Annotated in this window: 14 protein-coding genes; 12 read left to right on the top strand and 2 right to left on the bottom strand. The window is 70.2% G+C overall.

Going from position 1 to position 14626, the window contains the following annotated elements; translation table 11 throughout:
- Positions 1-92: 92 nt before the first annotated feature.
- Positions 93-539 carry a DsbA family protein gene (locus tag ABD774_RS19605; protein ID WP_345045045.1) on the bottom strand — a complete coding sequence of 149 codons (447 nt, stop codon included), beginning with the start codon at positions 537-539 and terminating at the stop codon, positions 93-95.
- A gap of 616 nt (positions 540-1155) precedes the next feature.
- On the opposite strand from ABD774_RS19605, the gene ABD774_RS19600 reads away from it, so the two are divergent.
- The 12 genes from ABD774_RS19600 (at position 1156) to ccsB (ending at position 14080) form a co-directional block, all read left to right on the top strand.
- A complete protein-coding gene (locus ABD774_RS19600) occupies positions 1156-1923 on the top strand; it encodes a M23 family metallopeptidase (RefSeq protein ID WP_345045043.1) in 768 nt (255 codons plus the stop codon).
- 97 nt (positions 1924-2020) lie between these two features.
- On the top strand, positions 2021-2677 hold the full coding sequence (locus tag ABD774_RS19595; protein WP_345045040.1) for a copper resistance CopC family protein: 657 nt from the start codon (positions 2021-2023) through the stop codon (positions 2675-2677).
- 131 nt (positions 2678-2808) lie between these two features.
- Positions 2809-3450 carry a thioredoxin-like domain-containing protein gene (locus ABD774_RS19590; RefSeq protein WP_345045038.1) on the top strand — a complete coding sequence of 214 codons (642 nt, stop codon included), beginning with the start codon at positions 2809-2811 and terminating at the stop codon, positions 3448-3450.
- A 2-nt stretch (positions 3451-3452) separates the two neighbouring features.
- The gene (locus ABD774_RS19585) at positions 3453-4184 is read left to right on the top strand and encodes a DUF305 domain-containing protein (protein WP_345045052.1); all 732 of its coding nucleotides are present in this window, start codon (positions 3453-3455) and stop codon (positions 4182-4184) included.
- Between the two features lie 66 nt (positions 4185-4250).
- Positions 4251-4628: an ArsR/SmtB family transcription factor gene (locus ABD774_RS19580; RefSeq protein WP_345045035.1), complete on the top strand. Its 378-nt coding sequence runs from the start codon at positions 4251-4253 to the stop codon at positions 4626-4628.
- Positions 4628-5545, top strand: coding sequence for a cation diffusion facilitator family transporter (locus ABD774_RS19575; protein ID WP_345045032.1), 918 nt, complete (start codon positions 4628-4630; stop codon positions 5543-5545). Before ABD774_RS19580 ends, ABD774_RS19575 begins: the two co-directional genes overlap by 1 nt.
- A gap of 82 nt (positions 5546-5627) precedes the next feature.
- Positions 5628-7382 (top strand): aa3-type cytochrome oxidase subunit I, encoded by a 1755-nt coding sequence (ctaD, locus tag ABD774_RS19570; protein ID WP_345045030.1) that lies wholly within the window; start codon positions 5628-5630, stop codon positions 7380-7382.
- 280 nt (positions 7383-7662) lie between these two features.
- The gene (locus ABD774_RS19565) at positions 7663-9702 is read left to right on the top strand and encodes a bifunctional copper resistance protein CopD/cytochrome c oxidase assembly protein (protein WP_345045028.1); all 2040 of its coding nucleotides are present in this window, start codon (positions 7663-7665) and stop codon (positions 9700-9702) included.
- A 349-nt stretch (positions 9703-10051) separates the two neighbouring features.
- Entirely contained in the window at positions 10052-10525 is a 474-nt protein-coding gene (locus ABD774_RS19560; protein ID WP_345045026.1) for a TlpA family protein disulfide reductase, read from the top strand.
- Positions 10526-11350, top strand: coding sequence for a cytochrome c biogenesis CcdA family protein (locus ABD774_RS19555; RefSeq protein WP_345045023.1), 825 nt, complete (start codon positions 10526-10528; stop codon positions 11348-11350). It begins immediately after the preceding gene.
- 5 nt (positions 11351-11355) lie between these two features.
- Entirely contained in the window at positions 11356-13065 is a 1710-nt protein-coding gene (resB, locus tag ABD774_RS19550; protein ID WP_345045021.1) for a cytochrome c biogenesis protein ResB, read from the top strand.
- Between the two features lie 25 nt (positions 13066-13090).
- Entirely contained in the window at positions 13091-14080 is a 990-nt protein-coding gene (ccsB, locus tag ABD774_RS19545; RefSeq protein ID WP_345045018.1) for a c-type cytochrome biogenesis protein CcsB, read from the top strand.
- A gap of 51 nt (positions 14081-14131) precedes the next feature.
- Here ccsB and ABD774_RS19540 read toward each other — a convergent pair whose 3' ends face one another.
- Positions 14132-14569 (bottom strand): arsenate reductase/protein-tyrosine-phosphatase family protein, encoded by a 438-nt coding sequence (locus ABD774_RS19540; protein WP_486327349.1) that lies wholly within the window; start codon positions 14567-14569, stop codon positions 14132-14134.
- Positions 14570-14626 lie beyond the last annotated feature (57 nt).

The raw sequence follows: 14626 nt of genomic DNA, 5'->3' as shown, positions 1-14626 counted from the left end.
GTGGGAGACTCGCACCTGACGGGTGCCCTTCTAACTGGCGACTTGGAACCTTCAGCAGTCCCATCGTCCCAGGTCAGAGCGGCACCCGTCGCTCACGACCCGCCCCCACCACCGGTGGATCCAGGCTCAGGCTGCGTCTCATACATCCGCTGGTACATCGCCTCGAACTGTCCCTGCTGGGCGGCCGCCTCGACGGCCAGCGCTGCGTTCTCCGCGTTGGCGTGACCGGGGAGGGGGAAGTAGCGGGCGACAAAGGTGACCCGGCCGGCGTAGTCCTCGCGGAGCTGCTCGACGAAGGGGTAGGCCGCCCCGCACGCCTCGCACTCGAAGTCGAGGAACTCCACGAGCGTGGCCCGACCGTCAGAAGCGGTGGAGAGTCGGTGACTGCTCTCTCGCACCACCGGGACCGCGACGGGCTGGTCGCTGTCGCCGTCGGGCGTCTGATCACTGCCCGCGCGGCCGACCAGCACCACCGCCAGGGCGACGACGAGGACGAAGGCCGCGACCAGCGCGGCCGAGAACTTCACATTCCTGCTCACTGCGAACCAAGGCTCCTGCCCCGGCGGCACCCCGCCGTCCGGACGTGACGAATCGGGCGGAGAGAATCCGCACCGACGGTTAGGGAAACACACAACCGCCTGCAGGACACACACCGCCGGTCAGCTCTTCCCGGTCCCTGGCGAAGCGGCACTCGAGATAACGGCGTGTGGAAGAGGTCACGAGATCGCCGAGGTGGTTTTCCAGGTGCCGCCGGGCCGTTACTCTTTCGTGACGCATTGCTGCGGCCCCGTGCCGAGACCGGGGCCTGTCTGTCTGTTCTCGCGGAGGCTTTGCTTGATGTCGGACGCTGCTGTGCCCGAGGAGGTCCGGGTACCGCTGACCCGACGGCAGATTCGTCAGGCAGAGCGCGCCCGCGAGGCCGAGCACGCCCGCACTTCTCAGCACGATCATGTGACGCCCACGGATGTGCGGTCGCTGCCGAGACAGACCGATACGGAAAGCGGACAGCGCGCCCAACACACGGACGACGACGCCGACTCGCCTACCGAAGAGGTCGCCCAGCTGCCGGCGCGGTCTCGTCGTGATCTGCGTTCCCGGCCCGTCACGCGCGAGGAGATTGAGCGTCGCCCTCGGCGCCTCCTGCCGCGCGCGGCCGTGCTGACCGTGCTGGGGCTGACGACGATCGCCGCTCCGGTCCTGGGACTGGACGGGACCGACCATTCCGCCCACGCGCACGAGGCGGCGGCGCCACCGGCCGTGCAGACCCAGTCCAACGTGCTGGACCTCCTCGACTCCCGGGCTGCCGCGGCCCAGCTGTCGAGCCCCACCCCGCAGAGCCTGCTGGCCACCCCGACGGCACAGGCCCGGGCCGAGTCGTTGCAGGCGTCCCGGGCCGCCGAGCGCGGCGCCCTCGACGGCGCGAACGTCGAGGGGGCGCACGGGGCAATGGCCGCGGCGGTGCCCGAGAGGAAGATCGTCATGCCGCTCCCGCAGGGAGCGTTCCGCAAGACCTCCTCCTACGGGGGGCGCGCGGACCCGTTCACCGGCGGGTCGTCGTCCCACACCGGGGTCGACCTGGCGGCGCCGCTGGACACCCCGATCTACGCCGTGGCCGACGGCGTGGTCGACTACGTCGGCCCCGGAAAGGCCGGCCGGTCGAGCATGATCATCGTGCTCAAGCACGAGATCGACGGCGAAGTTGTGTACAGCTGGTACAACCACATGTACGCCAGCGGCCTCTACGTCGAGGTGGGCCAGCAGGTCCAGGCCGGCGACGTCATCGCCGGCGTGGGTAACAACGGCCGGTCTACCGGGCCGCACCTGCACTTCGAGCTCCACACCGACGACGACCTGACCACGACTGACCCGCTGGCCTGGCTCCAGGAGCAGGGGGCCGTCGATGTCAGCAAGCTTTCCCAGTAGATCAGGACGTGGGGACCAGTCGTTACGGCTGCGATTTTGACCACTTGCGTGCTCCGGCGTTGTGGGTCTCGGACAGACGTTGCCTACGGTGGCCTGCATGACCGTCACCGCCTTCGCGAGCCTCGGTGGGGCCCACGTCCGACGCCTCAGCACGCTCGCCGCCCGGCTCGTCCTCCTGACGCTTCTTGGTGTCGTGGCGTTGGTTACCGCGCCGAGCGCACGTGCGCACGACACGCTCGTCGAGGCCAGCCCGGGTCAGGACGCCGTCGTCGAGGAATCACCCACCGAGGTGGCCCTGACTTTCAGCGCCGAGATTCTCGACCTGCCCACCACCATCGTCGTGACCGCCGCCGACGGCGCCGTCGTGGCCGAGGGCACCCCCGTGGTCGACGGCCAGACGGTCCGACTCCCCCTGCCGCCGAACCTGCCGAGCGGCGACTACGACGTGACCTGGTCCGTCGTCTCCTCCGACGGGCACCGCACCGAGGACAGGTACACGTTCACGCTCGCAGCCGCCGATGACGCGACACCGTCGCAGTCCGCCACGGAGAGCACGCCCACCACTGCCCCCCAAGGGTCCGCACAGACACCCGAGGCGAGCACGACACCGGATATGAACGCCGGCACCGGCGCGCAGGAGGACGGGGCCAGCTGGATGCCTTCCTGGACCACCATCCTCATCGTTCAGGCCGGTATCGTGGTGCTCGCCGTCGCGGCGGCCCTGGCCTACAAGCGTTGGCGGTCCGGTCGCTGACCCCGACACGAGTCCGGGACACACACCTCAGAAGTCGGGCAACGGGTTATCGTGACCCGGGCAGCCCACAGCCCAACGCCGGCCGAGGGCACGCTCACCCACGACCAACTTCGAGGATCAGGCAGACGACCGTGACCAAGAAGAAGCAGGCCCAGGAGCGCGCCGCCCGGGTCGCCGCAATGCGTGCCGAGCAGGCCCGCAAGGACCGCCGCCATCGGAACCTGATCATCGCGGCCGTCTCCCTGGTCAGTCTCGGGCTGATCGCCGCGGTGGCGATCCCCCTGGTGGGGGCCGCCCGTCAGCGCGAGGCCGTCGAGGCGGCGGCCGACGCCCCGATCGAAGGGGTGGAGGAGTTCGAGGACCTGAGCGCCAACCACGTCACCGGAAGCGTGGACTACCCGATGGCCCCCGCCGCGGGCGGGGACCACGACCAGGCGTGGCAGAACTGTGGCGTCTACACCGACCCGGTGGCGGACGAGAACGCCGTGCACTCCCTCGAGCACGGCGCGGTGTGGATCGCCTACTCACCCGACCTGCCCGCTGATCAGGTCGAGGCGCTGACGGACAAGACGGAGAACGAGGAGTACGCGCTGGTCAGTCCCTACGAGGACATGGAGTCCCCGATCATGCTGAGCGCCTGGGGCGCTCAGCTCTCGGTGGAGGATGCCGACGACCCGCGCATCGACGCCTTCCTGGCCCGGTACCTCCAGGGCGAGCAGACGCCGGAGCCGGGCGCGGCGTGCTTCAGCGGCATCGGTACCCCGGCGGCGTGACCATGTCCGAGCCGACCCCGTCCCGAAGCGGAACGACGGACCGGCCAACGGTCGAACCGACCGGCCGGGTCGACGCTCGGCCCGCCGGGCCGGGCGTGTCCGGCGCCGTGGTGGTAGCTCTCGCGCTGGTGCTCGCCGCTCTCGCCGGGGTCACTGGCCTCGTCGCCGGGTCACGGCTGGTCGCTGGCCCGGACGTCCCCCGTCCCGGCTCCGTGGATGTGGGCTTCGCCCGGGACATGGGCGCCCACCACGCCCAGGCCGTGCAGATGTCGGCGCTCGTGCGCGACCGCACCGAGGACCCCGAGATCCGCGCCCTCGCCCTCGACGTCCTCCTCACCCAGCAGCAGCAGGCCGGACAGATGTTCGGCTGGCTCGAGCTGTGGGGCCTGCCGCAGTCCACCCAGCAGCCCCCCATGGCCTGGATGCAGGACCACGCGAGCATGAAGGCGCAGGGCGCAGAGGCCACAGAGTCCACCGGCAGCATGCCCGGCATGGCGAGCCAGGACGAGCTGAACCAGCTCGCCGCGTCCACCGGGCGCGACGCCGAACGGCTCTACCTCGAGCTCATGATCCCGCACCACCAGGGCGGGGTCGAGATGGCCGGGTACGCCGCGAACGAGGCACAGCAGGAAGCCGTCCGGGACCTGGCGGCCAGCATCGTCAAGGCCCAGACCGCGGAACTGGCGGTGCTGAACGATCTCCTCGCCGCCCGCGGCGGACCGTCGTCCGGCTGAGCGCTTTGAGACCGCTCAGAAGGTGATGGTAACGTCTGCACAACTGTGCAGATGTGGAGGGTTCTGATGGGTGCGGTCACTCCGTTGGACTCCTGCGAGGTCATCACCGTTCATCCGGACAAGGTGGCCCTGACGCGGGAGAACATCCCCGACCTGACCGAGACGGGGCGGCTGGCTGCCCTGTTCAAGCTCCTCGGCGATCCGCGCCGCGCGCGGATCCTGTACGCCCTGCTCGAGGCCGGGGAGCTGTGCGTGTGCGACCTCGCCGCCTCGGTCGACGTCCCCGAGACCGCGGTCTCGCACTCGCTGCGGCTGCTGCGCACCGCCGGAGTCGTCGACAACCGCCGCGCCGGCCGGATGGTGTACTACCGGCTCGCCGACGGGCACGTCCGGATGCTGCTGGACCTCTCCCGCGAGCACGCCCGCCACGAGGAGCGGACCTGATGGGCACCGGACACAGTCACGGACCTGCGCCCGTGGCCGGGCACGCCGGCGGGCGCTACCGCACCCGCCTGGCGGGCGCGTTCGGCCTGACCGCGACGTTCTTCCTGGTCGAGCTCGTCGCCGGCTTCCTGTCCGGCTCGCTGGCGCTGATCTCCGACGCCGGCCACATGGCGGCCGACGTGGTGGCGCTGGGCGCCTCCCTGGTGGCCACCCGCATCGCGACCCGCCCGGACACCTCCGGGCGGCGGACCTACGGGTCCTACCGTGCCGAGGTCTTCGCCTCGGGGCTGACGGTGCTGATCATGCTGGGCGTGGGCGCCTACGTCCTGCTCGAGGCGGTCAGCCGCATCGGTGAGGCGCCCGAGGTCACCTCGGGGACGATGCTCGCCGTCGGCCTGATCGGGCTGATCGTCAACGTCGTCTCGATGCTGCTGCTGCGCAGCGGGTCGAAGGAGAGCCTGAACGTCAAGGGCGCCTACTACGAGGTCGTGGCCGACGCCGCCGGGTCGGTGGGCGTCATGGTCGCCGGCGTGCTGATCCTGACCACCGGCCAGCCGGTGTGGGACGTGGTGGTCGCAGCTCTGATCGCGGTCTTCGTCATCGTCCGGGCTCTTTCGCTGGGGCGGCAGGTGCTCAGTGTGCTCGGCCAGCACGCCCCCGCCGGCATGGACCCCGAGGCGGTGGCCGGCGTGCTGGGTGACCTTGATGGGGTCGCCCAGGTCCACGACCTGCACCTGTGGACGCTGACGTCCGGCATGAACGTCGCCACCGCTCATCTCGTCGCGGCCGACGGGGCGGACCAGGCCGCCGTCCTCGTCGCCGCACGAGACGTCCTGCGGGACCGGTACGGGATCGAGCACGCCACCTTGCAGGTCGAACCCGCCGACCACGGAGCTTGCAACGACCTGACCTGGTAGCGGGGGGCCCACGGTCTGGTCTCGTGCAAGGAGACGTTCGCCGGGGACGAGCGAGGAAATTTCGTCGGAAGGAAGTACAGCAGTGGCGAGCACCGTAGAGACCGGCCCGCGGATCGTCCCCGGGCTGCGCCCCCAGCGGCAGAGCCTCGGGCGGACCATTGTCAGCTGGATGACGTCGACCGATCACAAGACGATCGGCTACATGTACGTCGTCTCGGCGTTCATCTTCTTCATGTTTGGCGGCGTGCTCGCCCTGCTGGTCCGCGCGGAGCTGTTCGAGCCGGGGATGCTGCTGCAGTCCAAGGAGCAGTACAACCAGCTGTTCACCATGCACGGCACGATCATGATGTTCCTCTTCGCCACACCGCTGTTCACGGCATTGGGCAACATCATGGTCCCGATCCAGATCGGGGCACCGGACGTGGCCTACCCGCGGCTGAACATGTTCAGCTTCTGGTTGTTCAGCATGGGCGGCCTCCTGACGATCGCGGGCTTCCTCACGCCCAAGGGGGCGGCGAGCTTCGGCTGGACCGCCTACACGCCGCTGTCCAACGCGACGTTCTCCCCGGGCCTGGGCGGTGACCTGTGGGTCCTCGGCCTGATCATGACCGGCTTCGGCACGATCTTCGGGTCCGTGAACTTCATCGCGACCATCATCACGATGCGCGCCCCCGGCATGACGATGTTCCGGATGCCCATCTTCACCTGGAACATCCTCATCACCTCGATCCTCGCGCTCATGGCGTTCCCGATCCTGGCCGCCGCCCTCTTCGGCCTGGCGGTCGACCGGATACTGGGCGGGCAGATCTTCAACCCCGAGGCCGGCGGGGCGCTGCTGTGGCAGCACCTGTTCTGGTTCTTCGGCCACCCCGAGGTCTACATCATCGCCCTGCCGTTCTTCGGCGTGGTCTCCGAGATCATCCCCGTCTTCTCCCGCAAGCCGATCTTCGGCTACAAGGGCCTCGTCTTCGCCACCATCGCCATCGCGGCGCTGTCCGTGACCGTGTGGGCGCACCACATGTTCACCACCGGCGCAGTGATGCTGTCGTTCTTCTCGCTGATGACGATGCTGATCGCGATCCCCACGGGCGTGAAGTTCTTCAACTGGATCGGCACGATGTGGCGCGGGAAGCTCACCTTCGAGACCCCGATGCTGTACTGCCTGGGGTTCATGTTCACGTTCCTCTTCGGCGGGCTCACCGGGGTGATCCTGTCCAGCCCGGCCATGGACTTCCAGGTCCACGACACCTACTTCGTGGTGGCCCACTTCCACTACGTCGTCTTCGGCACCGTCGTCTTCGCGATGTACGCGGGCTTCTTCTTCTGGTGGCCCAAGTGGACCGGCCGGATGCTCGACGAGCGGCTCGGCAAGATCCAGTTCTGGATCCTGTTCATCGGCTTCCACACCACCTTCCTGGTGCAGCACTGGCTGGGCGTGCAGGGCATGCCGCGCCGGTACGCCGACTACATGCCCGAGGACGGGTTCACCCTCTACAACCAGATCTCCACGGTCGGGTCGGTGCTCATCGCCGTCTCGACGCTGCCGTTCCTGTGGAACGTCTACAAGACCATGCGCGGTCCGCGCACCGTGTTCGTCGACGACCCGTGGGGCTTCGGCAACTCCCTCGAGTGGGCCACGGCCTCCCCGTTCCCGCGGCACAACTTCACCTCGCTGCCGCGGATCCGCTCCGAGCGCCCCGCCTTCGACCTGCACCACCCCGAGGTGGCCGCCCTCGACCACCCCGAGCCCAACCAGGACCTCCTCGACTCGCTCTACGCCAGCCCGGAGACCCACGGACGGGAACGGGTCCTCGACCAGCGCACCGATCACGAGTGAACCGACCTGATGCTGACCGCAGTGGCTCGCAGCACCCTCGACGGGTCCCCGACTCTCGGTGGCGGCGCTCTGTCCAGCAGTTCCGGTTGCCTCAGACGGCGGTCGCCGGATCGCCCCGGCTGCCTACCGTCCCTACACCTGTGTGAGTGATCCTATGAAGACGCCCGCGTCCCCCGGTGACGGCGCGGACCGTGCCCCCGGTACGCCGGAGAAGACGCACGAAGGCCCGGGCGCCCTGCCATCTTTCCCCGAGGGTGAACGTGGCTCCGCGCTGCGAAGGGTGTGGTTGTTCCCCCTGGGGTCGCTGCCCATGGTGCTCGTCGCCATGGTCGGGGGGTTGGCGCTGACCGGTGCCGTGGCCCCACCGGAGCTGTTCGATCCCGGTCCGCTCGTGCGCTGGGGCCTGCCCTTCGTCACCGCGCTCACCTGGGTCGGCGCGACGCTGACCATCGGTGCATTCACGCTGTGCGCCCTGGTGCTGCCTCGCCCCGGAGCGGGCCGAGGTAACGCGACGCCGGGCGGCGGCGGCGCGTGGCGTCTCCTCGCGCCGGTGGGTGTGGTGGCCGCGGTGGTGTGGGCGCTCGCCCAGCTGGCGGGTCTGCTGCTCACGCATGCGGCGGTCCTCGGGACGCCGATCGGCGGACCCGGTTACGACGTTCAGCTCGTCCACTTCGTCACCGAGATCGAGGTGGGCCGCTACTTGGCTCTGGCCACGCTGCTGGTCGCGGTGATCCCGATGCTGGCCGTGGCCACCACGAGCTACGCCGCGGTGGCGTGGGCGGGCGTGCTCGCCCTGGTCTCGCTGTACCCGGTCGCCCAGACCGGGCACGCCGCAGGGGCGGCGAACCACGACCTGGCGGTGTCCTCGTGGTGGCTGCACCTGGGGGGCGTCACCGTGTGGGTCGGCGGCCTGGCCGCGCTGTGTCTCGTCGCCTCCAGGCTCGGCGCCGCTCTTCCGCGCACGGTGGAGCGGTACTCCCGCGTCGCGCTGTGGGCCTTCCTGATCACCACGGTCGCCGGGGCCGCGAACGCCTGGGTCCGACTGACCACGCCGCTGGACCTGATCACCCACCCCTACGGCCAGCTGCTGCTGATCAAGGTGGTGCTCACCCTGGCGCTGGGTCTGGCCGGCTGGATCCACCGCACCAGCACCATCCCGGCGATCCGCGCCCATGCAGACGCGGCCGGCGCCAAGGCGGGCTGGGCCTTCTGGCGCCTGGCCGGGGTGGAGGTCCTCGTCATGGGTGCGGTGGTCGGCATCGCCGTGGCCCTGGGATCCTCGGCACCGCCGGACCCCCTGGAACCGGTCAGCAACGCCGGAGCGCTCTTCGTCCTGACCGGATACCCGGAGCCCCCCGCGCCGACGGTGCTGACCTATCTCACGCAGTGGCGCCCAGAACCGCTGCTCGCCTTGGCCGCGCTGGCAGGGGTGTTCGTGTATCTGCGCTGGGTGCGGCGCCTGCGGCGCCGGGGCGACGCCTGGCCCGCCGCGCGCACCGTCAGCTGGGTCGTGGGCCTGCTGCTGTTCCTCTGGGTCACCAACGGCGGGCCCGCGGCCTACGGGAGGGTGCAGTTCAGCGGCCACATGGTCCAGCACATGCTGCTGGCCATGGTCGTGCCCATCTTCCTGGTGCTCGCCGCCCCGGTAACCCTGGCCCTGCGTGCCCTTCCGGCCCGCAGGGACGGCTCCCGCGGGCCTCGGGAGTGGCTCCTGGCGGTGGTGCACTCCCGCCCGGCCAGGTTCTTCTCCCACCCGGTGGTCGCCGGGGTGAACTTCGCCGGGTCGCTGGTCGTCTTCTACTACTCCCCGCTCTTCGAGTACGCCATGACGAGCCACGTCGGGCACCTGCTGATGGTCGTGCACTTCACCGCCGCCGGGTATCTCTTCGCCAACGCCCTCATCGGTGTCGACCCCGGCCCGACGCGGCCGTCCTACCCGCTGCGCCTGCTGCTGCTGTTCGCCACCATGGCCTTCCACGCCTTCTTCGGTATCTCCCTGATCACGCAGTCCACCGTGCTGGCGGCCGGCTACTTCGGTCAGCTCGACGTCAGCTGGGGCGGCGACCTTCTCGCCGACCAGGAGGTCGGCGGAGCGATCACCTGGGGCATCGGGGAGATCCCCACCCTTGCCCTGGCCGTCGCCGTGGCGCTGGCGTGGGCGAAGGAGGACGACAGGGCCGCCCGCCGCTCCGACCGCAAGGCAGAGCGCGACGACGACGCCGAGCTGCGCGCCTACAACGACATGCTCGCCGCCCGCTCGGGACAGCCGACTCCCGGCGCAGACGATCAGGAGCAACCAGAGCCCGATCCCCAGAAATGACGACTCGCAGAGCACGACCGGCCGACCGTTGACCATGCGGCGCCCTGCCGTGTATGAGGCCGCAGTCCGCCGCCCTTTCCCAACGGTGGCACACCGCCGATCACCACACCGAGAGCGATAGATGACACCCCCACCGGGCGCCCCCAGCCGAAAGACCACCATGCACGACACTGCCGAACAGCCGACCTCGCCTCGCGATGCCCCGCCGCAGCGGTCGCTCAGTCGACGTGCCGTGATAGGAGGCGGCCTTGGAGCTGCGGCCGCGTTCGTGCTGGGCGCCTGCGCCCCGGGCAGCAACCCGCAGTCTCCCGCTGCGGCGGCTGCAGCCGCGGGAACCGATGCCGGCTACGTGGCCGGGGACGGCACCTTCGCCACCTGGGCGCCGGACCAGCGCGCGGACCCGATCTCCCTGGTCGGGACCACCTATACCGGTGAGGAGCTCGACCTGGCGGACTGGCGCGGCGATGTGGTGGTGGTGAACTTCTGGTACGCGGCCTGCCCGCCGTGCCGGGCGGAGGCCCCCGATCTGAAGGCCATCCACACCGACTACACCCCGCAGGGGGTGAAGATGCTCGGGATCAACCCCCGCGACGACGTCGGCACGGCCCAGGCCTTCGAGCGCAGCTTCGAGGTGCCCTACCCCTCCCTGCACGACCAGGACGCCCGTGGGGTCGCCGCCTTCGAGGGGCTGGTGCCGCTGCAGGCCATGCCCTCCACCGTGGTCCTGGACCGCCAGGGACGCGTCGCCGCCCGCGTTCTCGGCCAGATCGACCCGACCATCCTGCGCGGGCTCATCGACGACACCCTCGCCGAGGAGGCCTGAGTGAGCTGGGGACAGATAGGTGACACCTTCGCGAACCTCGTGCTGACCGGGCCGATGCTCGCAGCCCTGCCGGTCGCGGCCGTCGCCGGGTTCGTCTCCTTCGCCTCCCCGTGCGTCCTGCCGCTGCTGCCCGGATACGTGGGCTACCTCGGCGGGATGGCCGGCGCGACAACAGGCAGCGCCACCCCCACGGCACTTCCGGGCGGCACCGTCACGAAGAGCCGCGTGCGACGATCCGGAGGCGCCGGCACCGCCCAGCTGCTGGCCGGGGTCCTGCTCTTCGTGGCCGGCTTCACGGCGGTGTTCGTGCTGCTCGGCGTCGTCTTCTCCTGGGCGGGGATCCTCCTCGCCCCGTGGCTCGACGTCGCCACACGGGTCCTCGGCGTCTTCGTGATCGTCATGGGGCTGGCGTTCCTCGGGCGCCTGCCCGTGCTGCAGCGCGAGGCCCGTATCCACACCCTGCCGCGACAGGGCCTGTGGGGTGCCCCGCTGCTCGGGGTGGTGTTCGGGCTCGGGTGGGCCCCGTGCATGGGACCGACCCTCGCCGCGGTGCTGACCCTGTCCTTCGGGGAGGCCGACCCGGCCCGCGGCGCCATCCTGGTGCTGGCCTACAGCCTCGGCCTGGGCGTGCCCTTCGTGATCCTGGCCATGGCGTTCTCGCGATCGACCCGGGTGCTGGGCTTCCTGCGCCGTCACCGGCTGACCATCCAACGCCTCGGCGGAGCCCTGCTCGTCGCGCTCGGGCTGGCCATGGTCACCGGCCTGTGGGGACTGCTGTCGGGTTACCTGCAGGGCCTGGTCGCCAACTTCGAGACACTGGTGTGAGAACGATGAAGGACACTGAGGTCGACGCGACGAACCTGAGCTCCAAGGCCGGGCAGGGACAGGACTACCGCCCGGGCGCCGCGGACCCGCTGCAGGGAAGCCGGCTGGGCCTGGCCGGGTGGCTGCGCTGGATGTGGCGCCAGCTGACCAGCATGCGGGTCGCGATCCTGCTGCTTCTGCTCCTGGCCATCACCGCGCTGCCCGGGTCGCTCTTCCCCCAGCAGCCGCAGGACCCGGCCCGGGTGGACGAGTACTTCACCTCCTACCCGCGCCTGGCCCCCTGGCTGGAGCGGCTCGGCTTCTTCGACGTGTACAACTCGCCCTGGTTCGCCGCGGTGTACCTGCTGCTGTTCACCTCGCTGATCGGGTGCATCGTGCCGCGCATCCGGGTGCACTGGCGGGCCCTGCGCGCCCAGCCCCCGCGGGTGCCCCGGAGCTTCCAACGGTTCCCGGTGCGCCAGGAGCGCACGGTCACTCAGCCCCGCGAGATGGTGCAGGCCAGCATCATGGCCGCCCTGAAGGGCCGCTACCGCGCCGCGGTCACCGCCGAGGGCATCACCGCCGAACGCGGGTACCTGCGCGAGAGCGGCAACCTCGTCTTCCACCTCTCACTGATCGGCGTCCTGCTCGCCCTCGCGGCCGGGCAGCTCTACAGCTACCGCGGCCAGTTCATCGTCGTCGAGGGCGAGTCCTTCGCCAACTCCGTCGTCGACTACGACACCTTCGACCCGGGCACCTTCTTCGACCCCGACTCGCTCGAGCCCTTCACCTTCACCCTGGAGAAGTTCGACTCAGAGTTCACCCTCGACGCCCTGGCCCGCGACTTCGCCGCCACCGTGAGCGTGACCGAGCCGGACGGCACGACCCGGCGGGAGGTCATCAAGGTCAACGACCCCATGAACGCCGGCGGCGCCAACGTGTACCTGATGGGCAACGGGTTCGCCCCCCGGATCACCGTGCGCGACGGTGCGGGCGAGATCGCCTTCTCCGGGCCGGTCCCGTTCCTGCCCGAGGACGCCGTCTACACCTCCAAGGGTGTCATCAAGGTCCCCGACGTCAGCGGCGGCGAGCAGCTCGGGCTCACCGGGGCCTTCCTGCCCACCGCCATGATGGCTCCGGACGGGTCGGGGGCGTACTCCGCCCACCCCCAACCCAACGCGCCGTTGATGGTGCTCACCCTCTGGGCCGGTGACCTCGGGCTGGACGAGGGCGTGCCCCAGAACGTCTACGTCCTCGACACCGAGGACATGCGCCAGGTCTACGAGGAGGCGCCTGACGGCTCCCCCGGTTCCGCCGAGGGTGGCCAGAAACCGGTCACCTTGTTCCTCACCCCCGGTGAGAGCGTCGAGCTGCCCGAAGGGCTCGGGACCGTGACGTTCGAGTCCCTCCCGCGCTTCGTCGGCCTGGACCTGCGCCACGACCCCTCCCTGCCCTACCTGCTCGGCTCCTCCGTCGCAGCCATGCTCGGCCTGTTCGCCTCGCTGTTCGTGCCCCGCCGGCGCCTGTGGGTCAAGCTCGCCGACACCCCGGACGGGGGCACCGTCGTCGCGGGGGCGGCACTGGCCCGCGGGGACGACCCCGGCCTGGTCCGAGACCTCACCCGGGTGCTCCGCAGTGCCGGCACCCCGGCCGACCCACCGCCCGGCACAGCACCGGAAGCCCAAGATCGGGACGGCACGGCGACCGAGCCGACTCCCACCACCCTTCGCCGGTAACAACCCCGGCACGGAAAGGACACCGATGCCCGAGACTGCCCTGGGCCAGGTCAGCCTGATACTGATCTACGGCGCGATGGCCGCCTACCTCGTCAGCTTTATCGCCTTTGCCATCGACCTCTCCGGACTGCGCGACCGCGGCCCCGGCGACCGGCGCCGCCGCGCCGCCGGCATCGCGATGACCACTACCTGGCTCGGTTTCGCCCTGCATCTGCTCGGCGTCGTCACCCGCGCCATCGCTGCCGCCCGGGTGCCCTGGGCCAACATGTACGAGTTCTCCATCCTCTTCACCCTCGTCGCGATGGTGATCTTCCTGGCCCTGCAACGCGGCCGGGACATGCGCTTCCTCGGCAGCTTCGTCCTCGGCCCGGTGCTCCTCATGCTCGGTATCGCCGTCTCCGTGCTCTACGTCCGCGCCGACGGCGTCCAACCGGCCCTGCAGACCTACTGGCTCGTCATCCACGTCTCCATCGCGACCCTGGCCGTCGGTGTCTTCTCCATCGCCGCGACCCTCTCGGTCCTCCAGCTCGTCCAGGAACGGGCCGAGCTGCGCCGGGCCCGCACAGCTGCGGCGACTCCCCCGTCCACCCCCGCGCCGGCGCCACAGCCCGTCGGTGCAACCGTGACGGCCACCCTGGCTCGGACAGAAACGCAGACCAGGGCCCACGGTCTGTGGGGGCGGCTGCTCGATGTGGTGCCTTCCTCGGTCGAGCTCGAACGCCTCGCCTTCCGGCTCAACGCCGTCGGCTTCATGATGTGGACCTTCACCCTCATCGCCGGCGCGATCTGGGCCGAGCACGCCTGGGGCCGGCCCTGGGGCTGGGACGCCAAGGAGACCTGGTCCTTCGTCATCTGGGTCATCTACGCCGCCTACCTGCACGCCCGCGCCACCCGCGGCTGGGAAGGGCGCCGGGCCGCCTACCTCTCCATCACCGGGTTCGTCGCCATCCTCGGCAACTACTTCCTCGTCAACCTCGTCTTCAACAGCCTGCACTCCTACAGCGGCATCGGATAGCCAGCCGTGCAGGGACGTAACGGCGTTGGACAGTCCTCCGGCAGAGCCAGACTATGCAGCATCTGGCGGAGGGGCCGACGGAGCGGGGGTGGGAAGGTCGGTCAGGAGGCCCTCGACACGACGCCGGATCACCTCACGAATGGTGCGCACGCGCTCGACGTCCTGGCCGACCGGGTCCTCGAGCTCCCAGTCCTGATACCGCACGCCATGGAAGTAGGGGCAGACGTCCGCGCCGCCCACGGTGATCACGACGTCGGACGCCAGGACGTCGGCAGCGGAAAGGGCGCCCGGCCTCACGGCACCAAGGTCGATGCCCTCCTCGGCCATGACCAGCCCCACCACCGGGTCGACATCGTCGGCCGGCTCGGCGCCGGCAGTGCGCACGTCCACCCGCCCCTCGCACAGGGCAGTCAGATACGCACCAGCCATCTGGGAACGACCACAGTTGTGGGCACCGACGAACAAGACCCGAGGACGACGACCGGCCACGCCCACTCCCTTCGCAGGTCCGCACGAGACGCCTGCTGCCCCTATGGTGACGCCGGT

It is taken from the genome of Georgenia daeguensis, from assembly GCF_039537705.1.
Taxonomy (GTDB): domain Bacteria; phylum Actinomycetota; class Actinomycetes; order Actinomycetales; family Actinomycetaceae; genus Georgenia; species Georgenia daeguensis.
Note: the sequence above shows the minus strand (reverse complement) of the source record. Positions and strands in the feature narration are given on the sequence as shown.